Raw genomic sequence first — 21888 nt, forward strand, 5'->3', positions numbered from 1 at the left:
GTGCTGCCTCTCGTTGGTCCGGGCCCCGCCCCGGGGCGGTGCGCGGGGTTCAGCGCGCGGTGCGGATGGCGTAGTTGAAGTCGGCGTGGCCGTAGTGGCGCATCAGGCGCAGCCAGAACGGCATCAGCATCTCCAGGCCGCGGGCGGCGTCGATCCCGCCGAGGTCGAGGACGGCGTCGGCGGGCCAGCCGAACTCGCCGAGCAGCGCGGTGACCTGGGCCTTGGCGCCGGCGTCCTCGCCCGCGACGAACAGCTGGTGCTCGCCGGGGACGCGGCCGGGGTCGACCATGACCTCGCAGTTGACGGTGTTGAGCGCCTTGACGACCTTGGTGTCGGGCAGGGCGCGCTGGAGGCGTTCGCCGATGCTGTCGTCGTTGACCGGGTCGAGGGTGACGGTGCCGTCCGGGGCGAACACCAGCGGGTTGGAGACGTCCAGCAGGGTCTTGCCGGCCAGGTTCTCCGGGCCAGCGAGTTCGACCGCGGCGAGGGCGACGGTGCCGCCGGTGGCGTTGATGACGAGGTCGCCGAAGGCGGCGGCCTCGGCGAACGTCCCCGGGTGGGCGAGCGGGCCGGTGCGGGCCGCCCAGTCCTCGGCGGCGGCGTTGCCCTTGGTGCGCGAGCCGAGGGTGACCTCGTGGCCGAGGGCGACCAGTCTGCCGCCCAGGGTCCGTCCGACCGTTCCGGTGCCGATGATTCCGATCCGCATCCGTGTGCTCCGTCCCCGTGTCGGTTCGTCGATGGGTCGCCGGGTGCCCGGCCGACCCGAACGCACCCTACAAGAGGCGGCCTTGACGGGTGATCAGTTCCGCGGCCCGCCGCTGCCGTGCCGCGCGGGCCGGGCTGCGCGGGCCGGGCTGCGCCAGGGACGGCCGTCCTTCCACGCTACTCCGGGGCGGCGGCGGTGTGCAGGCGCAGCAGCAGGGCGTGCAGGGTGGCGCGTTCGGCGGGGTCGAGGGGGGCGAGGACGGCGTCCTGGACGGTGCGGGCCTCGGCGTGCAGCGCGGCGAGGCGGGTGCGGCCGGCGGCGGTGAGGGTGAGGGTGAGGCGGCGGCGGTCGGCGGGGTCGCGGGTGCGGTCGATCCAGCCGCGGGCGGCGAGCAGGTCGGCGGCCTTGGCGAGGTCGCTGGGGTCCAGGCGCAGGCGGGTGGCGAGTTCGCGCTGGGTGTGCGGGCCGAGGTCGGCGAGGGCGGCGAGGGCGGCGTGGTGGTACAGGCGCAGGCCGTCGGCGGCGAGGCGGTCGGCGAGCCGGGTGCGGGCGTCCTTGCCGGTGCGGGAGAGCAGGTAGGTGGTCAGGTCGAGCAGCGAGGGCGGGGTCCGGTCGGGGGTGGCCATGGAGGTAATCATAGGTTCACCCCTATAGTGGGTGAACACCCACGATTGTCGAGAACCCCCGGAGGGATCCCGTGGACGCGCTGCACCCCCGCCTGCTGGTCGCCGACTTCCCGGCCTGCTTCGCCTTCTACGACGCCGTGCTGCCGCCGCTGCTCGGTGCCCACCGCGTCCAGGGTTCCGCGCAGGGCCCGTACGCGCACTGGGACGTCGGCGACCAGGCGCTGCTGGTGCTGTTCGACCGGGCCGCGATGGCGGCCGCCCTGGGCGAGGAGCCGGCCGCGCCCCGGGGCGACGCGTTCGTCTGCCGGGTCGCGGACGTGGACGCCGCGTACGCGCTGGCCGTGCGGTCCGGGGGCACGGCGGTGCGGCCGCCCGCGGACCGGCCGGAGTGGGGCCCGACGATGCGCACCGCCCACCTGCGCGACCCGGAGGGCCGGCTGCTCGAGTTCCAGTCGTACTGACGGCCCGTCCGCTCGTACGCTGGCCGGATGTGCTGGAGCGCGCAGGCCGACCTGGTCGCCGGGGCTGCCGTGGCGGCGGTCGGCGCCGCCGCGGCGGTGCGCGCCGGGGCGACCCGGCGGCTGCCGCTGGCCGCGCTGCCGCTGCTGCTGGGCGCGCACCGGCTGGTGGAGGCGGGTGTGTGGGCGGGCTGGGCGTGGGCCCGGACGGTGTGGGCGGTGGTCGCGCTGCCGCTGCTGCCGCTGTACGTCCCGGCGGCGGTGTGGTGCGCGACCCGCCGCCGGAGCGCGGCGTGGTGCACCCTGCTGGGCGCGGCGGTGGCGGTCCCGTTGGCGCTCGCGCTGGTCCGGCACCCGGTGGCGGCGCACGTGCACGGCCACACCCTGGGGTACGCGGTCGGCGTCCCGGCGCCCGGCCTGCTGCTGGCCGGGTACCTGGCGGCGGTGCTGGGCGCGCTGCTGGGCTCGGGCGGCCGGCGCCTGCGGCTGCTGGGGTGGGTCGCCGGGCTGGGCGCACTGGCCTGCGCGCTGCTGTGGCGGCTGGCGTTCGTCTCCACCTGGTGCGCGCTGGCCGCGCTCGCCTCGGTGCTGCTCTACCGCTGGGCGGCCGTCAACTCGTCGAGCAGCGCCAGCACTTCGCCCACCGAGCCGCCCGGGTCGGGCACCGGGTAGAGCACCGCGCGCACGGTGCGGGCGGCGTCGACCAGCAGGGTGAGCCGTTTGAGCCGGTCGGCGCCGCCGGCCCGGAAGGTGGGCAGCCGCAGGGCGCCGGTCAGCCGCAGGGCGGCGTCGGAGAGCAGCGGGAACGGGATGTTCTGGTGGGCGGCGAACGCGGCCTGCTGGTCGGGGCGCTGGGTGGAGACGCCGTGCACGGTGGCGCCGCGCGCGGTGAACTCGGCCAGCCGGTCGCGGTAGGTGCAGGACTCCAGGGTGCAGCCGACGGTGCCGGGGATGTCGTCCCAGCCGGGCGGGTAGCCCTGGGTGCCGGGGGCGTAGGCGCCGGGGAAGCAGTACAGCACCGTCCAGGGGGTGCGGCCGACCGGGTCGGTCAGCGGCGGGCGGGCGCTCTCCGATGCGGCGGGCAGGGCGAGTTCGGGGACGCGGGCGCCGACCAGGGCGTGCACCCGGCGGCTCTCGGCGGAGTCCGGCCCGGCGGTGGCGGTGAGGGTGCCGTCGCCGAGCAGGTGGCGGCCGCCCCAGTCCTGGAGGGCGACCAGCACCGGCAACAGCGCCCAGCCCCTGTCGGTCAAGTGGTAGGCGTAGCGCGGCGGGTGGGCGTGGTAGAGGCGCTTCTCGACCACGCCGTCCTCGACCAGGGCGCGCAGCCGGGCGGTGAGCACCTTGCGGCTGATGCCGAGCGACTCGTGCAGGGCGTCGAACTGGTGGGTGCCGCCCGCGAGGTCGCGCACCAGCAGCAGGGTCCACCAGTCGCCGACCACGGACAGCGCCTGGGCGATGGAGCAGTCGGTGTCGCCGACGTCGGTGTAGCGCATGGAACCACCTTGCCACTGTCGCCCCCGCATCACCTATAGTGAGTTCCCAAAGGGAACTCACTGCCTGCCACCAGGGGGAACGCCACATGAGCACGTCCAGTCCCACCAGCACCGACCGCCCGCTGCGGGCCCCCGCCGCCGGGGCGGCCGCCGCGTTCTGGCGCTACTGGACGGCCACCACCGTCAGCGGCCTCGGCGACGCCGTCACCGCGATCGCCCTCCCGCTGACCGCCGTCTCGGTGCTGCACGCCGGCGGCTTCCAGGTCGGCCTGGTCACCGCCGCCGGGTACGTGGCCTGGCTGGTGATCGGCCTGCCGGCCGGCGTCCTGGTGCAGCGCCTGCCGCTGCGCGGCACCCAGATCGCCATGGACCTGCTGCGCGCCGCCGCGATCGCCTCCGTCCCGCTGGCCGCCGCGCTCGGCGTGCTCGGCCTGCCGCACCTGGTGGCGGCGGCCCTGCTGGTCAGCTTCGCCGGCGTGGTCTTCGACGTCGGGAACTCCACCTTCCTGCCCGCCGTGGTGCCGCCCGAGCAGCTGACCGCCCGCAACAGCCTCACCTCCGCCACCCACGCCGCGAACCAGCTCGCCGGGCCCTCGCTCGGCGGCCTGCTGGTCCAACTGCTGGGCGCCGCAACGGCGCTGGTCACCGACGCGGTGAGCTTCCTGTGCTCGGCGGCGCTGCTGCGCACGCTGCCCCGGGCCGCCGCCGAGCGCCCCGCACCGGGCGCCGCACGCCCGTCCTTCGGCGCCCAGATCCGCGAGGGCTGGCGCTACGCGACCCGGCACCCGGTGGTCGGCCCGTGCCTGGCCGAGGCGACCTGCGTCAACTTCGTCTGCGGCGCGCTGATGGCCGTCGTCCCGCTGTTCCTGGTCCGCACCCTGCACGCCCCGGCCGGCCTGGTCGGCGTGCTGATGGCCGCCGAGGGCGCCGGCAGCCTGCTCGGCGCGGCGCTCACCCCCCGGCTGGCCGCCCGCTTCGGCACCGCCCGCACCCTGGTGTACGGCTCGCTGTTCGGCGTCGCGGCCGCCCCGCTGATGCCGCTCGCCCCCGGCGGCCCCGGCCTGCTGCTGTTCGCGCTCGGCAACGCCGGGTTCGGCGCCTCCGTGGTGGTGCTCAGCATCCTGACCCGCACCTACCGGCAGACCACCGTCCCGGCCGCCCTGCTGCCCCGGGTGATGGCCACCGTCCGGTTCGTCTCCTGGGGCGCCATCCCGGTCGGCGCCCTGGCCGCGGGCAGCGCCGTCTCGCTCTGGGGCGCCCGCACCGCCCTCGCCCTGGCCTGCGCGCTGACCGTGCTCTCCCCCGTCCTCCTGCTCTCCTCCAGGCTGCGCGGCGCCCGCGAACTGACCGACATCGCCTGAGAGTTGCCGCGCTCCCCGGCCGGACGGCCGCCAAGCGCACAGCCGTCAGCCGCACAGCCGTCAGCCGCACAGCCGTCAGCCGGACAACCGGACGAAGTGCCGCCCGGCGTCCACCAGTCGCGGCAGCACCTGCGCGTAGCCCGCGCCGGTGCCCGCGTCCGGGTGGTTGAAGTGGCTGATCACGATCGAGCCGGGCGGCGCGGCGGCCACCGTCGCCGCGACCTGCCCGGGGGTGAACGTCGCCCCGCCGTCGCCGTTCACCGCGAACCCGGCCACCCGCTCGCCCAACTCCCCCACCAGGGCCACCGCGACCTCGTCGTAGTGCGCCGTCCCCGACCGGAACCAGCCCGGCGCCCGCCCCAGCAGGGCGGTCAGCTTCGCCCGATTGCCCGCCACCTCCTCGTACGCGGCCGCCGGGTCCGCCGTCCCGGTGATGCCGTACGCCGAACGGCCGGTCACCGACAGCGGGCGGTGCGCGGTGCCGTGGTTGCCCAGTTCGAACAGCGGGTCGGCGGCCAGTTCGGCGAACGGCCCCGGGTTGGCGTCCACCCAGCGGGCGTTCAGGAACAGCGTGGCGGGCACCGCGAGGCGGCGCAGCGTGCCGATCAGCGCCGCGTCGTAGCCGTCCCCGCCCGGCCCGCCGCACGCGTCGAAGGTCAGCGCCAGCGCCCCGCCCGGGACGGTGGCCACCACCCCCGGCAGGTCGGTCCCCCACTGCTGCGGCACCCGCCCGGCGTAGCGGGCCAGCACCTGCTCCCGGTCGGGCTGCGCGGGCGGCCGCACGGGCGACGGCGACGGGGACGACGGTGCGTCAGGTGCCGGCGACGCTGACGGTACGTCAGGGGTCCGCTGCGCCGCGGGTGCGGCGCAGGCCGCCGCCGTCAGCCCGAGCGCCGCCGCCAGTACCGTCCGCCGTCCGACCATCGCCGCAGCTCCTCGCCGTCCATCGTGCCCACCGCCACGAGTGTCACTTCCCGGCGCGGCCGGTGCCATCTGCGAAGCTCGGCCGTATGGCTTCCTCCCCGCGACCGCACTACCTGCAGTGGACGACCGTCGCCCCGGTGCTGGCGTTCCTGCTGCTCCTGGCGACCTGGCACCGCGACCTGCCCTGGCCGGTGGTGGCGCTGGTGGCGTGCTTCCTGGCGGTGTCGGTGGTGGCGGCCGTGCACCACGCGGAGCTGATCGCCCACCGGGTCGGCGAGCCGTACGGCTCGCTGGTGCTGGCGGTGGCCGTCACCATCATCGAGGTGGCGCTGATCGTGACGCTGATGGCCGACGGCGGCGACAAGAGCGCCGGCCTGGCCCGGGACACCGTGTTCGCGGCCGTCATGATCACCTGCAACGGGATCCTCGGACTGTCCATCCTGGTGGGCGCGTTGAAGTACCGCGTCGCGGTGTTCAACGCGGAGGGCACCGGCGCGGCGTTCGGCGCGATCGCCACCCTGGCCACCCTCAGCCTGGTGCTGCCGACCTTCACCACCTCGCAGCCCGGCCCGCAGTTCTCCACCACCCAGCTGGTGTTCGCCGCGACCGCCTCGATCGTCATCTACGGCCTGTTCGTCTCCACCCTGACGGTCCGTCACCGCGACTACTTCCTGCCGGTCACCCCGGCGGGCGAGCTGGTCGACCCGATGGACGACCACTCCGAACCGCCGACCATGAGGGAGACCCTGGTCAGCGTCGCCCTGCTCTCCGTCGCCCTGGTCTCGGTGGTCGGCCTGGCCAAGGGCGTCTCCCCCACCATCGAGCGCGGCGTCGCCGCCGCCGACCTGCCCAACGCGGTGGTCGGCGTGGTGATCGCGCTGCTGGTCCTGCTCCCCGAGTCGATCGCCGCGGTCCGGGCCGCGGTCCGCAACCGGGTCCAGATCAGCCTCAACCTGGCCCTCGGCTCGGCGCTGGCCTCGATCGGCCTGACCATCCCGGCGGTGGCGATCGCCTCCAGCTGGCTCTCCGGCCCGCTCGAACTCGGCCTCGGCGCCAACCACATGATCCTGCTGGCGCTGACCGTCGCGGTCGGCACCCTCACCGTCATCCCCAAGCGCGCCACCCCGCTGCAGGGCGGCGTCCACCTGGCGATCCTCGGCGCCTACCTGGTCCTCGCGGTCAGCCCCTGACCCGGGAGGAGCGGCCCGCGCCGCCCTCCCGGGTCGCGGTCCGGTGCCCGGCCGGCGGGTCAGCGGGCCCCGGGGCCGAAGAGGCGCAGCGGGACGGAGTCGGCGAGGGCCTGGTAGCCGGCCGGGTTGAAGTGCAGGTGGTCGCCGACGTCCAGGTCGGGGCGGAGCCGGCGGGGGGCCTGCGGGTCGCGGGCGGCGCGGTCGAAGTCCAGCACCGCGTCGAACTCCCCGCTGGTGCGGATCCAGGCGTTGACCGCCTGGCGCGACGCCTCGCGCAGCCCCGCGGCGTCGTCGTACTGGCTGCCGCCGAAGGGGGTGAGGGTGGCGCCGTGGACGGAGATGCCCTGGGCGTGGGCGCGCAGCACGATCTGCCGGTACGCGTCGATCAGGTCCGCGGTGACGGCCTGCTGGGCCGCCGGGGTGGCGTCGGCGGTGCCGAGGTCGTTGACGCCCTCGGAGACGACGAGCGAGGTGACGCCGGGCTGCGCGAACACGTCGCGGTCCAGGCGGGACAGGGCGTTGGGGCCGAGCCCGTCGTTGAGGACCCGGTTGCCGCCCGCGGCCTGGTTGAGCACCGCGGTGCCCGCGGTGTCGCCGTGCTGGGCCAGCCGGGCCCGCAGCCGGTCGGGCCAGCGGTCGTCGCCGTTGTCGGTGGAGCCGCGGCCGTCCGCCAGGGAGTCGCCCAGGACGACGGTCGCCCGGTCGGCGGCCGGTGCCTGCACCTCGACGGCGCTCAGGAAGTACCAGTGGTTGACCTGGGCCGCGCCGTCCAGGTCGGCGTCGTCGAGGTGGTCGCCGCGCAGCATGTACGAGGTGGTGCGCGAGCCGGGGTGCGAGGTGATGGCCGTCGACTGCTGGCCGGCGGCCAGGTACATCGTGACGGTCAGGGTCTCCCCCGCGGCGACCGGGAAGTCCAGCGGGTCGGCGACCATCTGCGCGCCGACCGGCACGGTGACCCCGGGCCGCCCGCCGAAGGTCACCGCCCGCGCGCTCCCGGGCACGATCGCCCGCGCACCCGACCGGCCGCCGTCCGGGCGGGCCACGGACACGGCCGTCACCGGCAGCGCGGCGCCGCCGAACGCGTTGGAGACGTGCAGCCGCAGGGAGCGGCCGCCGAGCGTGACGTGCACGGTCTGCCGCAGCGTGGTGTCGGCGAACACCGCGCCGTCCTGCGTGTACGGGGCCGGCGGCATGTTGCCCGGCTCGGTCAGCTGCGGCATCGAGGTCCAGGTGTCGACCCAGTGCTCGTGCCCGCGGCCCGCCGCGTCCGCCGCGGCGGCGGGTTGCGCACCGGCGCGCGACCCGCTTCCGGCGCGGCCGGCCAGGGACCCGCCGAACGCGGCGGCCGTCACGGTGAGGGCCACGGTGGCGACCACGGCCGCCGTGGTCGTCGTCCATCGGCGCAGTGCGGTTGTTTTCACGTACGGCCCTCTCCCGATCCTGTCCGGCCCGGTCATGGCACCCCGATCGAAAAGTTTCGAAGCCTGACGGGCCGTTACTTGCTAAGTGGACGGGCGGTAGCGTAGCCGAGTTCGGGGGAGATCGAGCCCTTTCGGTTCGGAAAAATTCTCGAATCTTTCGAAGCGCCCGGCCATCGACTGCCGAAGGACGGCCACCACCGAGACGGGAGAGGGCGGAGAAAGCAGCCACCACGCCGCCGACCCTGCACGGACAGCGCGCTCCAGGCCAGTTATTAATATTTACCTCTTAATGCGAGGTGTCGGAACCCGCTCCCGGAGACCCTCCCGCTCCCGGCGCTAGGGTGACCTCCATGGCGGACACCCCGGCGGCAGCGGCACCCTCCCTCGCGGCCCTGGACGCCGTGGCCGACCGCGCCTGCGAACCGCCCACCGGTGCCTCCCGCGCGAAGCAACTGCGCTGGGTCGCCGGGGAGTTGCGCACCGCCCTGGAACGCGGCGCGCTCCCGCCGACCGCCGCCGGCTCCCTGGCCGCGCTCCTCGCCCCGGACACCCTCGACGCCTACCTCACCGCCGCCGGACAGGGCCTGCTGCGCCGCAGACCCGCCGCCCGACCCGACCGCGCCTCACCCGCGTCCATGCACGTGCGGGAGAACTGCCTGCGCATCCTCGCCAGCCGGGCGGGCATCCCCCTCGCCCTCCCCGACCGCGACCGGCCCGCCGTCACGCTCCGGGAGGTGGTCGCCGCCCGCCCGCGCGGCATCCTCCTCGCCCACCTGGAACACGCCACCCGCCCCGGCCAGGACGACGCCCGCACCCGCATCCTCGCCGTCGTCGCCACCGTCCTGGACACCGGCTGCCGCGCCGGCGAACTCTGCGCCCTGCGCACCGACGACGTCGACCTGCACCGCGGCACCCTCCGCCTCACCCGCCTCCCCCAGCACCGCGACCCCCGTACCCCGCCCGCCACCGAGACCGTCCCCCTCTCCCCCACTACCCGCGCCGCCCTGCGCAATTGGCTCACCGCCCGCGAACGCCTCACCCTCCGCGACCCCACCAAGCCCCCCGGCCCCGACAACCGGACCACCGACGCCCTCTGGGTCAGCATCGCCCCCAGCGGCCACCCCCGCCCCGGCCTCCCCCTCCACTTCCGCGGCCTCGCCCGCGCCTACGCCCGCGCCGTCCACGACCTCAACACCGACATGGCCGGCCAACCCGGCTGGCACCCCCTCCCCCGCCGCATGGAACCCCTCCGCCGCGCCGTCCAGCCCCGGCCCGACGACCCCACCGCCAGCCTGCCGACTCGAAACAGCGCGCTCCCCTCCCCTCCGGACACCTCACGGCCCTGGGAGTCGAGCCCTGCGGGCCGGAGGGAACCCGGCCATCGGACGCAACCACGATGACCGATCGGCGAAGTCGTCGAGGGCCGTGTGCCACAGCGGCCGGCCCTCGAACGCGAGGAGCGTGCCCGTAGCTGGCCGAGGTAGGTCGGCTCGGACAGCCCGGGAGCCAGCCGCGCAGCCGCCGTGGCCCCCGGCCCGCAGGAGGTCCAGCCGTGGTGGAGCGGGCCGCTCAGGGCAGTCGGCCGCCGTAGAACGGGCCGTAGTAGAGGGCGAGTTCGGCCCGCAGGTCGAGGTCGGTGTGCTGTTCGGCCCGCACCAGCGGCGGGGCGGCGCCGATCTCCTCCTTGGTGCGGTCGACCCGGACGGTGCGCCGTTCCAGGTCGACCTCACGGACCGTCACGGCGGGCAGCAGGACCCGGTGGTGGAAGATCCACGGGGCGGTGTCGACCACCAGGTACTGCGGCCCGAAGTCCTCGGCCATCCGGTCCACCTTGCCGATCGGCCCGTCCTCGGCCTCCACGTGGAACCCGACCAGGTCGGCCCCCACCCGGTGCCCGGACGCGTCCCGGTAGGTCCACAGGTCGACGTCGTGGCGCTGCTCGCTCATGCTCGTCCCTCCGTTCGGGCGGCCCCGGCGGGGCGGGCGTTCCGTCCCGGCCGCTCGGGGCGGTTGCCCGGTGGCGGGCGGTCCATGCCGGGGCCCGGCGTCCGGAAATCCGTCGGCGCCGGAGGGCATCGCATGAGCGACACGACGACGAGGGCGGCCTGGCCGGAGCTGCTGGAGGGCCGGGGCGGGGACTGCGAAGGCTCCACGCCCGCGGACCTCGCGGACCTGGGCGGCACCGGGCCGGAGGCCATCTCCTGGTACGCCTTCTGCGCCGCGGACTTCACCGCGCAGCTCGCCGGGGCGGCCCGCGCCGCCCTCGCGCGGTGGGCGGCCGGGCAGCGGTAGCCGGGGCCGGGGGCTACTCGACGGTGACGCTCTTGGCCAGGTTGCGCGGCTTGTCGACGTCCCGGCCGAGGGCCACCGCGGCGTGGTAGGCGAGGAGTTGGAGCGGGATGTTGAGCAGCAGCGGGTCGAGTTCGGGCTCGCTCTTGGGGACGACCAGGCAGTGGTCGGCGAGCTTGGCCTCGACCTGGCGGTGGGCGACGGCCAGCACCCGGCCCTCGCGGGCCTTGATCTCGCCGAGCGCGGTGAGGTTCTTGTCGAGCAGTTCGTCGTCGGGGACGAGGGCGACGGTCGGCAGCTCGGGGGAGATCAGCGCGAGCGGGCCGTGCTTGAGCTCGCTGGCCGGGTACGCCTCGGCGTGGACGTAGGAGATCTCCTTGAGCTTCTGCGCGCCCTCCCGGGCCACGGGGTAGCCGCGGACCCGGCCGATGAACATCATGCCCTGGCTGTCGGCGTACGCGGCGGCCAGCTTCTCGATCTCGGCCTGCTGCCCGAGCACCTCGCGGATCTGGTCGGGCAGCGCCTTGAGCCCGGCGACGATCCGGCGCCCGTCGGCGGGCGAGAGGTCGTGGATGCGGCCGAAGTGCAGGGCGAGCAGCGCGAAGGCGACCACGGTGGAGGTGAACGCCTTGGTGGAGGCGACCGAGATCTCCGGGCCGGCGTGCAGGTAGATGCCGCCGTCGCACTCGCGGGCGATCGCCGAGCCGACGGTGTTGACCACGCCGAGGACCCGGCCGCCCTTGCGCTTGACCTCCTGGACGGCGGCCAGCGTGTCGTAGGTCTCGCCGGACTGGCTGACCGCGACGTACAGGGTGTCGGCCTCGATGACGGGGTTGCGGTAGCGGAACTCGGAGGCGGGCTCGGAGTGGGCGGGGATCCGGGCCAGCTCCTCGATCAGCTGGGCGCCCATCTCGCCCGCGTAGTAGGCGGATCCGCAGCCGAGGATCTTCACCCGGCGGATCTCGCGCAGCTCCCGGGCGTCCAGGTTGAGGCCGCCGAGGTGCGCGGTGGCGAAGCGCTCGTCGAGCCGGCCGGAGAGGGTGCGCTCGACGGCGCCGGGCTGCTCGTGGATCTCCTTGAGCAGGTAGTGCGCGTAGCCGCCGGTGTCGTAGGAGCCGACCTCCCAGTCCACGGTGGAGGGCTGCCGGGTGACGGTGCGGGCGTCCTCGGTGAAGGTGCGGAAGCCGTCGGCGCGGACGGTGGCGAGCTCGCCGTCCTCCAGGTGGACGACCTGCCGGGTGTAGCGGACCAGGGCGGAGACGTCGGAGGCGGCGAACATCTCCTTCTCGCCGATGCCGAGCACGATCGGGCTGCCGTTGCGGGCCACCACGATCCGGTCGGGCTGCTCGGCGTCCAGCACCGCGATGCCGTAGGTGCCGACGACCAGCTTGAGGGCGGCGCGCACCGCGTCCTCCAGTTCGCCGCCCTCGGCGCGGTGGGCGGCGACCAGGTGGGCGAGGACCTCGGTGTCGGTCTCGGAGCGGAAGAGCGCGCCGTCGGCGGCGAGCTTGGCGCGCAGCTCGTCGGCGTTCTCGATGATGCCGTTGTGGACGACGGCGATCCGGCCCTCGTTGTCGGTGTGCGGGTGGGCGTTGGCGTCGGAGGGGACGCCGTGGGTGGCCCAGCGGGTGTGGCCGATGCCGACGGAGCCCTTGAAGCGGGCGGGCAGCGCGGCGGCCAGGTCGGCGACCCGGCCCTTGGTCTTGCAGACCCGCAGCCTGGCCGGGGCGGACTTGGTCGCGGGGGCGACCACCGCGACGCCCGCCGAGTCGTAGCCCCGGTACTCCAGCCGCTGGAGCCCCTCCAGCAGGATGGGGGACGCGTCCTTGGGGCCGATGTAGGCCACGATTCCGCACATGACGTGGGCTCCTGTCAGTCGTGAGAAGGCGGTGGGGCCGGTCCGTCAGCCGTAGACCATCCGCCGCAGCTGGCGCACCGTCAACTGCGGGGCGGCCACCCGGCGGGCGGCCAGCTCCCCGCCGAGGCGGGCGAAGATCCGGTCGTTGGTCAGCCCCCGGGCCTGGAGCTCACCGTGGCGGCGGCGGACGTACTCCTCGGTGGTCTCCGCGAAGTACGCCAGCACCTCCGCGACGACCCGCGCGGCCTCCCCCGGGGCCAGCGCAGTGGTCCTGGCGAGGTGGGCCAGCAGGTCCTCATGAGGGTGCGGTGAGGCAGGCACGGATCGGGAGCCTAGGCGTGAAGTGTCCATTTGCCAAAGATCCTGCCCGAATTCGGGCAGGATCACCAGCCATGACGGCGGTCGGGGCCGCGCGCGGGGGCGCCCCTATGATGTGGGCCGTTCGTTGAAGGACGGTGCGCGGACGGCACGCGGACGGTGTTCGGGTGATCGTGGGGGCCTTCCGATCCCGTCGGCGGTGTCCCTGCCCGGGTTTCCGGCGGTCACCCCGCAGGATGGGCCGTGTACTGTCCGTGTCGATCACAGGGGGAACGTCCGTCATGCAACCGCGCGTGTTCGCCGTCGTCACCGCCGTCCTGCTGGCCGTCCTCGGCCTCGGGTCGGTCATGGTGACCGACTGGACGCCGAAGTCCGCCACCGCGGCCGCCGCGGCCGACCCCGGCGGCCCGCGCCCCGGCGCCGCGCCGGACGCCGCCGCGTCCCCCTCCCCCACCGGCGACCCGGCGGTGTGGACCCGCTCCACCCTGCGCAACAAGCTGATGACCGAGATGGCCGCCACCGACCCGGGGGTGGCGCTCGCCGACCTGGACAAGATCTCCAAGGACAAGCCGTACACGGTGCGGTTCTGCCACCCGATCGCGCACGAGCTCGGGCACGCCGCCGTGGAGCGCTACCACCAGGACTTCCAGAAGGTGATCTCCTTCCCGCACGAGACCTGCGCGGCGGGCTACCTGCACGGCGCGGTCGAGGAGATGCTCGCCAACTCCAAGGACCCGCAGAGCGACATCCTCACCCTGTGCGCCCCGGCCAACACCGGCCCGTGCATCCACGGCGTCGGCCACGGCATCATGTTCGTCACCAAGCAGGACATCCCGGCCGCCCGCGCGCTGTGCGACAAGTTCCCCAGCCAGAGCCGCCGGATCACCTGCTCCGAGGGCGTCTTCATGCAGCTGTTCGCACCCGACGAGGAGGACGAGAAGGCCAAGGCCAACCTCCCCGCCGACAAGCTCGCCGCCGAACCGCTCTACCCGTGCCCGGAGCAGCCCGCCCTCTACCAGTCGGCCTGCTTCTTCTACGCGCCGACCTTCTTCCTCTCCTCGCACGACTACGCCAACCACCCCGAGGCGTTCGCCCAGGCCCTCCAGTGGTGCCTGAACGGGCAGGCCAGTGGAGGCGCCGAGGACTGCTCGCGGGGCGCCGGCTCGCGCACCATGAAGTACAACCTGGACCGCCCCGACTGGGCCGCCCAGCAGTGCGCCACCCCCAAGGACGGCTGGCAGCGCAAGGCCTGCACCCAGGGCCTGGTCAGCTACTACACCGTCAACGACACCACCGCGGGCGCCGCCGGCCGCCTGTGCGCCCAGATCAGCAACAAGGAGATCCAGGGCTACTGCCGCTCGGCCGGCGGCCTGTCCAGCACCCTGGACTGACCCCCGGCCCTCCCGCGGGCGGGCGGCGGTCCGACCCCGCCCACCTGCGCATACGATGCCCGGTGTGAACGACGACTTCCGCGGGGCCGCACGGGCGGCCGCAGACCTGGTGGCCGACTACCTCGACGCGGTGCCCGACCGCCCGGTGTGGCAGCCGATGGACCCGGCGGAGCGGGCCGCGCTGCTCGACCTCCCGCTGCCCGAGCACGGCACCGACCTGGCCGGGCTGCTGGAGGCCGTCGAGCAGCGGATCATGCCGCACCCGATGGGCAACGGGAGCCCGCGCTTCTTCGGCTGGGTGAACTCCGCCCCGCAGCCCGCCGGGGTGCTCGCCACCCTGGCCGCGAGCGCGATGAACCCCAGCTCGGCCGGCGGCGACCACGCCGACGTGCACCTGGAGCGCGCCGTGGTGCGCTGGATCGCCGAACTGGTCGGCTTCCCGCACCCGCCCGGCGGCGGCATCCTCACCTCCGGCACCTCGATGGCCACCATCGTCTGCCTGGCCGCGGCCCGCGGCCGGGCCGCCCGCAAGGCCGGCTGGGACGTCCGCGAGGACGGCCTGGCCGGGATGCCGCCGCTGGTCGGCTACGTCACCGGCGAGGCGCACAGCTGCGTGCGCAAGGCCGCCGAACTGCTCGGCCTGGGCTCCAGGCACCTGCGCACCGTCGCCTCCGACGCCGACGGCCACCTCGTGCTGGACGCGCTGGCGGCCGCGATCGCCGAGGACCGGGCGGCCGGGCGGCTGCCGTTCCTGGTGGTCGCCTCCGCGGGCACCGTCGGCACCGGCGCCGTCGACCCGTTCGAACCGATCGCGGACCTGGCCGAGCGCGAGGGCCTGTGGTTCCACGTCGACGGCGCCTACGGCGCGTTCGGCGTCCTGGACCCGGCGATCGCGCACCGCTACGCGGGCATGGACCGGGCCGACTCGCTGGCCCTGGACCCGCACAAGTGGCTGGGCGTGCCGGTCGACTGCGGCTGCGCGCTGGTGCGCGACGCCGAGGAGCTGCGCGGCACCTTCAGCCTCGTCCCCTCCTACCTGCGCGACGACGCGGCCGGCGACCTCGGCTGGTTCTCCGAGTACGGCACCGAGCAGACCCGCCCGTTCCGCTCGCTGAAGGTCTGGGCGTCCATCGCCCACCGCGGCCGCGCCGGCGTCGCCCGGGACGTCGCGCACTGCACCGCGCAGGCCCGGCAGCTGGGCCAATGGATCGAGCAGGACCCGGAGTTGGAGCTCGTCGCACCCGTCGAGACCTCCATCGTCGCCTTCCGCCACCGCCCGGCCGGGCTCGACGAGGCGGGCCTGCAGAAGCTCAACTCGCTGCTCCCGGTGGCCGTCCAGCAGCGCGGGGAGGTCTTCGTCACCGGCGCGGTGTACCGCGGCCGGGAGGTGCTCCGGGCCTGCCTGCTGAACGCCGCCACCACCGAGGCGGACCTGCGGCTGCTGCTGGACGAGGTGAAGTCCGCCGGAGCGGAACTCCTGGACCGGTGCCGTACGTCCAACTGATCGCGGGCGCGGATCAGCGCCGATCCGACGGGGGCCCGCGGAGACATTTACCGTCAGGTCACGGGGGATTCGTGATCGTGAAACAGCGGAGCGCCACCATGCAGGCATGGACACCATGGCGTACACCCAGCACAGAGTCACCGACGACAAGCAGCAGCGGCGGCGGAGCCGGGGGCACCGCTGGCGCAAGGAGACGGTCGAGCTCGCGGCGGTCTTCGCCGCCGTCGCGGCCGCCGACCTGGTCGCCAACGTCGTCGTGCACGGCCACGACGGGCCGGTGCTGCTGGCCGCCTCCGCAGCGGCCATGCTCGCCACCGCGCTGTTCCGCGGCTGGCTCGCCCACCGGCACCCGACCGGGCCGCCCGGGGCCACCGCCCCGCCGGGAGCGGACGCACCGCCGGGCGGCGGCGCGATGAACGCACCGGAGGAGCCGACCGCCCTGTGGCGGCTGCGCACCAGCGTCTCCGACGCCCCCGGCAGCCTGGCCCGGGTGTGCACGGCACTGGCCGGCCTGCGGGTCAACATCGTCTCCATGCAGGCCCACCCGCTGCCCGACTGCACCGTCGACGAGTTCATCCTCCGCACCCCGGCCGCGCTGCCCCGCACCGAGCTCGCCGCGGCCGTCGCCGCCGCCGGCGGCTGGGACATCTGGACCGACCGGGCCGACGCCCACGAACTCGTCGACGTCCCCCGCCAGGTCCTCGCCCTGGCCACCCGCACCGCCCTGGACGCCGCCGAACTCCCGGTCGCCCTGCGCCAGTTGTTCGGCCGCGCGACGATCCGGCAGTACCCCGGCCGCGGCGACGACACCCCGGCCGGCCTGGCCGGGCACCTGATGCGGCTGCCGCTGCCCGGCGGCGACCTGCTCGAACTCTCCCGCCCGCACCTGCCGTTCACGCCCACCGAGTTCGCCCGGGCCCGCGCCCTGGTCGAGCTGGACACCGTCCTCGGCCCGCGCGTCCCGGCCGTCGCCGCCCGGATCAGCCACCAGGACGACGAGCTCACCGTCCGCCGGGCCACCCCCGGGGACAAGCCCGCCGCGCTGGCCATGCACGCCCGCTGCTCCGCGGAGTCGCTGCGCCGCCGCTACCACGGCCCGGTCAAGGACGCCGACCGCTACCTCGACCACCTGCTCGACCCCCGGCACGGCCAGACCCTGGCCGTGGAGACCGCGCACGGCCGCCTGGTCGCCCTGGCCCACCTGATGTGGGACGACGAGGGCGCCGAGATCGCCCTGCTGGTCGAGGACGCCTGGCAGCGCCGCGGCCTGGGCGTCGACCTGGTGCGCCGGATGGCCGCGCTCGCCCTGGAGGCGGGCGTGCGCACCGTCTACGCCGTCACCACCTCGGCCAACACCGGCCTGATCTCCACCATGCGCCGGCTCCGCGCCCCGCTCGACTACCAGGTCGAGGACGGCACCCTGGTGATCACCGCCCACCTCGCCGAGGCCGCCGAGAAGCTCCCCGCCCCCTGGCCCGCCCGCTGAACCGCTCCGCCCGGGAGGGCCGCTCGCGCTGCCGAAGGGCTGAGCCGGGCACCGAAGGTTGTCGCCCCTGCTCAAGTGTGCGGGCGGGAGTCGGTAGGCTGAGCCCGTCCCCGCCGCCCGCGGGCCGTCGAACGGCCAGGGCGGTGCCGCAGCAAGGAGGAACCCCTGAGCATGCCAGGCACCGATTCGGAAGCCGCGCGCGACGCCTCGCTGCCCGCCCGCGCAAAGATCGCTGTGACGGCCGGCAAGATGGCCGCCGCGCTGTCCCAGAAGGCCGGGCGCGGCAGTGGCTCGGTGATCGGCGGCAAGGTCGCGCTCAAGCTCGACCCGGACCTGCTGGCGACCCTCGCCGAGCACCTGGAGGTGGTCCTGGTCAGCGCCACCAACGGCAAGACCACCACCACCCGGCTGATCGCCGAGGCGCTGCGGGCGGCCGGCCCGGTGGTCTCCAACGCGCTGGGCGCGAACATGCCCGCCGGCATCACCGGCGCGCTGGCCGGCGGCACCGGCGCCCGGTTCGGCGTCATCGAGGTGGACGAGAAGTACCTGCCGATGGTCGCCCGGGACACCCGGCCGAAGGCCATAGCGCTGCTGAACCTCTCCCGCGACCAGCTGGACCGCGCCGCCGAGACCCGGATGATGGCCGAGAAGTGGCGCGAGGGGCTCAAGGACACCGACGCGGTGATCATCGCCAACGCGGACGACCCGCTGGTGACCTGGGCCGCCTCGTCCTGCAAGAAGGTGGTCTGGGTGGCCGCCGGGCAGGCGTGGAAGGAGGACGCCTGGTCGTGCCCGTCCTGCGGCGGCGTGATGCAGCGCCCGGGCGACGACTGGTTCTGCGGCGAGTGCGGCTTCCGCCGCCCGAACCCGCACTGGGCGCTCCAGGGCACCCACGTGATCGACCCGCACCGCGGCGCCTGGCCGATCCAGCTCCAGCTGCCGGGCCGCGCCAACCTGGCGAACGCCACCAGCTCGGCCGCCGTCGCGGCGGTCTTCGGGGTGGCCCCGCAGGTCGCGCTGCAGCGGATGCAGTCGGTGGCCGCGGTGGCCGGCCGCTACGACGTGGTGCAGTACCGCGGCCGGGACATCCGGCTGCTGCTGGCGAAGAACCCGGCCGGCTGGCTGGAGACCTTCTCGCTGATCGACGGCCCGCCCGCGCCGGTGGTCCTGTCGGTGAACGCGATGGACGCCGACGGCACCGACACCTCCTGGCTGTGGGACGTCGACTACGAGCGCCTGGCCGGGCACCCGATCTACGTGATGGGCCAGCGCAAGCTCGACCTCGCGGTCCGCCTGGAGGTCGCCGACCTGCAGTTCGAGGTGGTCGACTCGCTCGCCCAGGCGGTGGACGCCGCCCCGGGCGGCCGGATCGAGGCCATCGCCAACTACACCGCCTTCCAGCAGCTGCGCAAGGCCGTGGTGTCCTGATGAGCGATCAGTACTACGGCGGACAGCAGCAGTTCGGCGACCAGGGCGGCTACGGACAGCAGCAGCCCTACGGCGGGCAGCCGTCCTACGAGCAGCAGCAGTACGACCCGCAGCAGCAACAGCAGCAGTACGGCCAGTACGAGCAGCAGCAGGCGTACGGCGAGCCGCAGCAGCACCAGCAGTACGGCGGGGACGCTCCGCAGCAGCCCGCGCCCCAGCAGCAGTTCGGGAGGTCTTCGAGGATGAGCGAGAGCAGCCTTCGGGTGGTCTGGGTGTACCCGGACCTGCTGTCGACGTACGGCGACCGCGGCAACGCGCTGGTGGTGGAGCGGCGGGCCCGGCAGCGCGGCCTCGGGGTGCAGCGGATCGACGTGCGCTCCGACCAGTCGGTGCCGACCAGCGGCGACATCTACCTGATCGGCGGCGGCGAGGACCGTCCGCAGCGCCTGGCCGCGGAGCGGCTGCGCAACGACGGCGGGCTGGTCCGGGCGGCCGAGAACGGCGCGATCATCTTCTCGGTCTGCGCGGGCTTCCAGATCCTGGGCCACGAGTTCGTCAACGACCTCGGCGAGCGCGAGGCGGGCCTGGGCCTGCTGGACGTGTGGACGGTCCGCGGCGAGGGCGCGCGCTGCGTGGGCGACGTGCTGGCGGACGTCAGCCCGCAGCTCAACCTGCCGCAGCTGACCGGCTTCGAGAACCACCAGGGCGTCACCCACCTCGGCGAGGGCGTCAGCCCGTTCGCCACCGTGCAGGTCGGCCGGGGCAACGGCACCGGCGACGGCACCGAGGGCGCCTGGCGCGACACCGTGTTCGGCACCTACCTGCACGGCCCGGTGATGGCCCGCAACCCCGCCGTCGCCGACATGCTGATCAAGCTGGCGCTGGACGTGAACGCGCTGCCGCCGGCCGACACCACCTGGTACGACGCGCTGCGCGCGGAGCGGATCGCCGCGGCCCGCCCCGCGTAGCGCCGGAGCGGCCCCGCTGCGCGTTCATCCACGCGTAAGCCGAGGTCACGACGGTGGACGGCTGACCGCCATGTGGTCAGCCTTCCCGTCGCGGGACAACTTCATAGGAGAATAGGAGAGCCCGGGCGCAACACCCTCCTCGGCGGTCGGGTCGCAGTTACGTGTGGTGCGTCGAGGAAGCCGCCCCCGCGTCGGTTTCGGCTCGGCCGGACGCAGGAACCGTATGCTGTGCAGCAGGTCAGTTTCGGGCGACATGTCCGATTCCCACCCACCAGTCCGGCCGTCCGATCCTGCTCGGGAGTTGGCAAAGCAATGCGTATTGGTGTCCTGACCAGCGGCGGTGACTGCCCCGGCCTGAACGCCGTCATCCGTTCCGTGGTCCACCGGGGGGTGGTCGACCACGGCGACGAGATCATCGGCTTCGAGGACGGCTGGCGCGGTCTTCTGGAGGGCGTGCACCGTCCGCTGACGCTCGACTCGGTGAGCGGCATCCTCGCCCAGGGCGGCACGATCCTCGGCTCCTCCCGGGTGCAGCCCAGCCACCTGCGCGACGGCGTGGAGCGCGCCAAGCAGCACTGTGCGGACCTTGGCATCGACGCGGTCATCCCGATCGGCGGCGAGGGCACCCTGAAGGCCGCGAAGCTGATGAGCGACGCGGGCCTGCCGGTCGTCGGCGTGCCGAAGACCATCGACAACGACATCGCCTGCACCGACGTCACCTTCGGCTTCGACACCGCCGTCTCGGTGGCCACCGAGGCGCTCGACCGGCTGAAGACCACCGCCGAGTCGCACCAGCGCGTCATGGTCGTCGAGGTGATGGGCCGGCACACCGGCTGGATCGCGCTGAACGCGGGCATGGCGGCCGGTGCGCACGCCATCATCGTGCCGGAGCGCCCGTTCCACATCGACAAGCTGACCGAGGTCGTGCGCGAGCGCTTCGACCGGCAGAAGAAGTTCGCCATCGTGGTCTGCGCCGAGGGCGCCAAGCCCGAACCCGGCACCATGCCGTGGGAGGAGGGCACCAAGGACATGTACGGCCACGAGCGGTTCACCGGCATCGCCACCCAGCTCTCCCGCGAGCTGGAGCACCGCCTCGGCAAGGAGGCCCGACCGGTCATCCTCGGCCACACCCAGCGCGGCGGCACCCCCACCGCGTACGACCGCGTCCTGGCCACCCGCTTCGGCTGGCACGCCGTCGAGGCCGCCCACAAGGGCGCCTTCGGCCACATCACCGCGCTGCAGGGCACCGAGATCAAGCTGGTGCCGCTGGGCGAGGCCGTCGCCGAGCTGAAGACCGTCCCGGCCGAGCGCTACAAGGAGGCCGAGACCGTCGTCTGACGGCCCCTCGCCCCGCCCCGGGGGCGCGTCGCGGCCCGCCCGCCCGCGCCCCCGGCGATAGCCTCGGCGCATGGAGATCCTCGCGTACGGCGTCCAAGCAGACGAGCAGCCCCTCCTGGAGAAGGCCTTCGCCGGCCGGCACGCCCTGCGGACCCTGGCCGTGTTCCTCAACCGCGACACCGCACCCCTCGCCGCCGGCTACCCCGCCGTCAGCACCAGCGTCAACGCCGAACTCGACGCCGGCACCCTCGCCGTCCTCGCCGCCGGCGGCACGGAGCTGATCGCCCAGCGCTCCACCGGCTTCAACAACATCGACCTCGACGCCGCCGCCGAACTCGGCCTCACCGTCGCCCGGGTCTCCCACTACAGCCCCTACGCGGTCGCCGAACACGCCTGGGCCCTCGCCCTCGCCGTCAACCGCCGGCTCACCCGCGCCGCCAACCGCTCCCGCGAGTTCGACTTCCGCCTCGACGGCCTCCTCGGCCGCGACATCCACGGCATGACCGTCGGCGTCATCGGCACCGGCAAGATCGGCGAGTGCTTCGCCCGGATCGCCGCCGGCTTCGGCACCCGCCTGCTCGGCTGGGACATCGCCGAGAACCCGGCCTGCCTCGACCTCGGCATGACCTACACCGAACTGCCCGAACTCCTCTCCCAGGCCGACCTGATCAGCCTCCACGTCCCCCTCCTCCCCAGCACCCACCACCTGATCGACACCGCCGCCCTCGCCCGGATGAAGGACGACGCGATCCTCGTCAACTCCAGCCGCGGCGGCCTCGTCGACAGCGCCGCCCTCGTCGAGACCCTGCGCGCCGGCCGCCTCTCCGGCGTCGGCCTCGACGTCTACGAGGAGGAGACCGGCGTCTTCTTCACCGACCAGTCCATCCAGGGCATCACCGACGACACCCTCGCCCGCCTCGTCACCTTCCCCCAGGTCCTGGTCACCTCCCACCAGGCCTACTACACCCGCACCGCCGTCGGCCAGATCATCGACACCACCGCCCGCAACATCGACGACTACGCGGCGGGGCGCACCAACGAGAACACCCTGGTGCCGAAGGGCTGACGCCCCGGCGGGACTTCCGGTGCCGGCGGAGAACCCGCGCGGACGGCCCCGCATACTGGAGAC

The 21888-nt window shown here is 74.4% G+C and carries 21 protein-coding genes; 13 read left to right on the forward strand and 8 right to left on the reverse strand.

The window, feature by feature from the left end; genetic code table 11:
* Positions 1–49: 49 nt before the first annotated feature.
* Positions 50–706: an NADPH-dependent F420 reductase gene (locus OU787_RS01375; RefSeq protein WP_268658231.1), complete on the reverse strand. Its 657-nt coding sequence runs from the start codon at positions 704–706 to the stop codon at positions 50–52.
* A gap of 176 nt (positions 707–882) precedes the next feature.
* Positions 883–1332 carry a MarR family winged helix-turn-helix transcriptional regulator gene (locus OU787_RS01380; protein WP_030463728.1) on the reverse strand — a complete coding sequence of 150 codons (450 nt, stop codon included), beginning with the start codon at positions 1330–1332 and terminating at the stop codon, positions 883–885.
* A gap of 71 nt (positions 1333–1403) precedes the next feature.
* Here OU787_RS01380 and OU787_RS01385 point away from each other — a divergent pair, with 71 nt between their 5' ends.
* Both OU787_RS01385 and OU787_RS01390 read left to right on the forward strand, forming a co-directional pair.
* Positions 1404–1793, forward strand: coding sequence for a VOC family protein (locus tag OU787_RS01385; RefSeq protein WP_030463727.1), 390 nt, complete (start codon positions 1404–1406; stop codon positions 1791–1793).
* A 27-nt stretch (positions 1794–1820) separates the two neighbouring features.
* Positions 1821–2462: a DUF6629 family protein gene (locus tag OU787_RS01390; RefSeq protein WP_268658232.1), complete on the forward strand. Its 642-nt coding sequence runs from the start codon at positions 1821–1823 to the stop codon at positions 2460–2462.
* Here OU787_RS01390 and OU787_RS01395 read toward each other — a convergent pair.
* On the reverse strand, positions 2384–3283 hold the full coding sequence (locus OU787_RS01395; RefSeq protein ID WP_268658233.1) for a winged helix-turn-helix transcriptional regulator: 900 nt from the start codon (positions 3281–3283) through the stop codon (positions 2384–2386). The genes OU787_RS01390 and OU787_RS01395 overlap by 79 nt on opposite strands.
* Before the next feature lie 86 nt (positions 3284–3369).
* Between OU787_RS01395 and OU787_RS01400 the strand changes: the two genes are divergently transcribed.
* A complete protein-coding gene (locus OU787_RS01400; protein ID WP_268658234.1) occupies positions 3370–4644 on the forward strand; it encodes an MFS transporter in 1275 nt (424 codons plus the stop codon).
* A gap of 75 nt (positions 4645–4719) precedes the next feature.
* Here OU787_RS01400 and OU787_RS01405 read toward each other — a convergent pair whose 3' ends face one another.
* Positions 4720–5427: a polysaccharide deacetylase family protein gene (locus OU787_RS01405; protein WP_268658235.1), complete on the reverse strand. Its 708-nt coding sequence runs from the start codon at positions 5425–5427 to the stop codon at positions 4720–4722.
* A 227-nt stretch (positions 5428–5654) separates the two neighbouring features.
* Between OU787_RS01405 and OU787_RS01410 the strand changes: the two genes are divergently transcribed.
* Positions 5655–6758, forward strand: coding sequence for a calcium:proton antiporter (locus OU787_RS01410; RefSeq protein ID WP_030463722.1), 1104 nt, complete (start codon positions 5655–5657; stop codon positions 6756–6758).
* Between the two features lie 59 nt (positions 6759–6817).
* Here the strand turns inward: OU787_RS01410 and OU787_RS01415 are convergent, their stop codons facing one another.
* The gene (locus tag OU787_RS01415) at positions 6818–8179 is read right to left on the reverse strand and encodes an SGNH/GDSL hydrolase family protein (RefSeq protein ID WP_442788404.1); all 1362 of its coding nucleotides are present in this window, start codon (positions 8177–8179) and stop codon (positions 6818–6820) included.
* A 350-nt stretch (positions 8180–8529) separates the two neighbouring features.
* On the opposite strand from OU787_RS01415, the gene OU787_RS01420 reads away from it, so the two are divergent.
* On the forward strand, positions 8530–9579 hold the full coding sequence (locus tag OU787_RS01420; RefSeq protein ID WP_268658236.1) for a site-specific integrase: 1050 nt from the start codon (positions 8530–8532) through the stop codon (positions 9577–9579).
* A 169-nt stretch (positions 9580–9748) separates the two neighbouring features.
* Here the strand turns inward: OU787_RS01420 and OU787_RS01425 are convergent, their stop codons facing one another.
* Positions 9749–10126: a PRC-barrel domain-containing protein gene (locus OU787_RS01425; RefSeq protein WP_268658237.1), complete on the reverse strand. Its 378-nt coding sequence runs from the start codon at positions 10124–10126 to the stop codon at positions 9749–9751.
* Positions 10127–10258: 132 nt separating this feature from the next.
* On the opposite strand from OU787_RS01425, the gene OU787_RS01430 reads away from it, so the two are divergent.
* A complete protein-coding gene (locus tag OU787_RS01430) occupies positions 10259–10471 on the forward strand; it encodes a hypothetical protein (protein ID WP_268658238.1) in 213 nt (70 codons plus the stop codon).
* A gap of 13 nt (positions 10472–10484) precedes the next feature.
* On the opposite strand, the gene glmS is transcribed toward OU787_RS01430, so the two are convergent.
* Together glmS and OU787_RS01440 are read right to left on the reverse strand one after the other, a co-directional pair.
* Positions 10485–12326, reverse strand: coding sequence for a glutamine--fructose-6-phosphate transaminase (isomerizing) (gene glmS, locus OU787_RS01435; protein ID WP_030460783.1), 1842 nt, complete (start codon positions 12324–12326; stop codon positions 10485–10487).
* Positions 12327–12371: 45 nt separating this feature from the next.
* Positions 12372–12677 carry a hypothetical protein gene (locus OU787_RS01440; RefSeq protein ID WP_051817055.1) on the reverse strand — a complete coding sequence of 102 codons (306 nt, stop codon included), beginning with the start codon at positions 12675–12677 and terminating at the stop codon, positions 12372–12374.
* A 248-nt stretch (positions 12678–12925) separates the two neighbouring features.
* Between OU787_RS01440 and OU787_RS01445 the strand changes: the two genes are divergently transcribed.
* From OU787_RS01445 to OU787_RS01475, 7 genes are all read left to right on the forward strand, one after another.
* Positions 12926–14035: a hypothetical protein gene (locus tag OU787_RS01445; protein ID WP_030460785.1), complete on the forward strand. Its 1110-nt coding sequence runs from the start codon at positions 12926–12928 to the stop codon at positions 14033–14035.
* A 55-nt stretch (positions 14036–14090) separates the two neighbouring features.
* Positions 14091–15539, forward strand: a complete 1449-nt coding sequence (locus OU787_RS01450) for a pyridoxal phosphate-dependent decarboxylase family protein (protein WP_051817056.1) — start codon at positions 14091–14093, stop codon at positions 15537–15539.
* Between the two features lie 106 nt (positions 15540–15645).
* Positions 15646–17025: a GNAT family N-acetyltransferase gene (locus OU787_RS01455; protein WP_030460787.1), complete on the forward strand. Its 1380-nt coding sequence runs from the start codon at positions 15646–15648 to the stop codon at positions 17023–17025.
* Between the two features lie 171 nt (positions 17026–17196).
* Positions 17197–18453 carry a Mur ligase family protein gene (locus OU787_RS01460; protein ID WP_051817057.1) on the forward strand — a complete coding sequence of 419 codons (1257 nt, stop codon included), beginning with the start codon at positions 17197–17199 and terminating at the stop codon, positions 18451–18453.
* Between the two features lie 242 nt (positions 18454–18695).
* On the forward strand, positions 18696–19421 hold the full coding sequence (locus OU787_RS01465) for a type 1 glutamine amidotransferase (protein ID WP_030460789.1): 726 nt from the start codon (positions 18696–18698) through the stop codon (positions 19419–19421).
* A gap of 312 nt (positions 19422–19733) precedes the next feature.
* Positions 19734–20759 carry a 6-phosphofructokinase gene (locus OU787_RS01470; protein ID WP_030460790.1) on the forward strand — a complete coding sequence of 342 codons (1026 nt, stop codon included), beginning with the start codon at positions 19734–19736 and terminating at the stop codon, positions 20757–20759.
* 70 nt (positions 20760–20829) lie between these two features.
* Positions 20830–21825 carry a 2-hydroxyacid dehydrogenase gene (locus OU787_RS01475; RefSeq protein WP_030460791.1) on the forward strand — a complete coding sequence of 332 codons (996 nt, stop codon included), beginning with the start codon at positions 20830–20832 and terminating at the stop codon, positions 21823–21825.
* Positions 21826–21888: the final 63 nt, after the last annotated feature.

Origin of the sequence: Kitasatospora sp. YST-16, assembly GCF_026802215.1 — a bacterium.
Taxonomy (GTDB): domain Bacteria; phylum Actinomycetota; class Actinomycetes; order Streptomycetales; family Streptomycetaceae; genus Kitasatospora; species Kitasatospora cineracea.